The organism is Deinococcus pimensis DSM 21231 (assembly GCF_000519345.1).
GTDB classification, from domain to species: Bacteria; Deinococcota; Deinococci; order Deinococcales; family Deinococcaceae; genus Deinococcus_A; species Deinococcus_A pimensis.
Genome location: NZ_KI912668.1, coordinates 88,531 through 88,957, shown reverse-complemented (window position 1 = coordinate 88,957; position 427 = coordinate 88,531). Strand labels below are relative to the sequence as shown.

1 protein-coding gene is annotated in these 427 nt (G+C 75.9%); it reads right to left on the bottom strand.

Annotation, left to right across the window (positions count from 1 at the left end; translation table 11 throughout):
- On the bottom strand, nt 1–427 hold a 427-nt coding region (locus tag DEIPI_RS40320; RefSeq protein WP_169737151.1), incomplete at both ends, for a hypothetical protein.

The window sequence follows — 427 nt, the reverse complement described above, 5'->3', positions numbered from 1 at the left end:
CGCGCGAAGCCGCTCACGCTGCGTCTCGTCTCGTCCTCCACCTCGGCCTCCACGCGGTAGCTCACGGGACGGCCGTCCGAGTCGCGCTCCAGCGGGAGGTCGAGGGCGAGCTCGCCGCGCGCGTCGAGGCGCGTCTCGTCGCGGACGACGAGGTCGGAGCCGTAGTCGGGGCCGGTCCTCGCCGGGCGGGAGGTCCTCGGCGTCGAAGCCGGGCGGGTAGTACGGGGCGCGCGTGACGTTGTACGTGACCCGCGCGCCCGACGGCGCGCCTCCGAAGAGGTAGCGGGCGCGGACCTTCACGCGGACGCGGTCGCCCTGCACGGCGCGCTCCCGGTCGGGCGTGACGGTCACCTCGTACTCGGGCTTGCGGTACTCCTCCACCGCGAAGGTGCCCTCCACGCGCACGCGGCCCTCGCCGTCCGCGCCG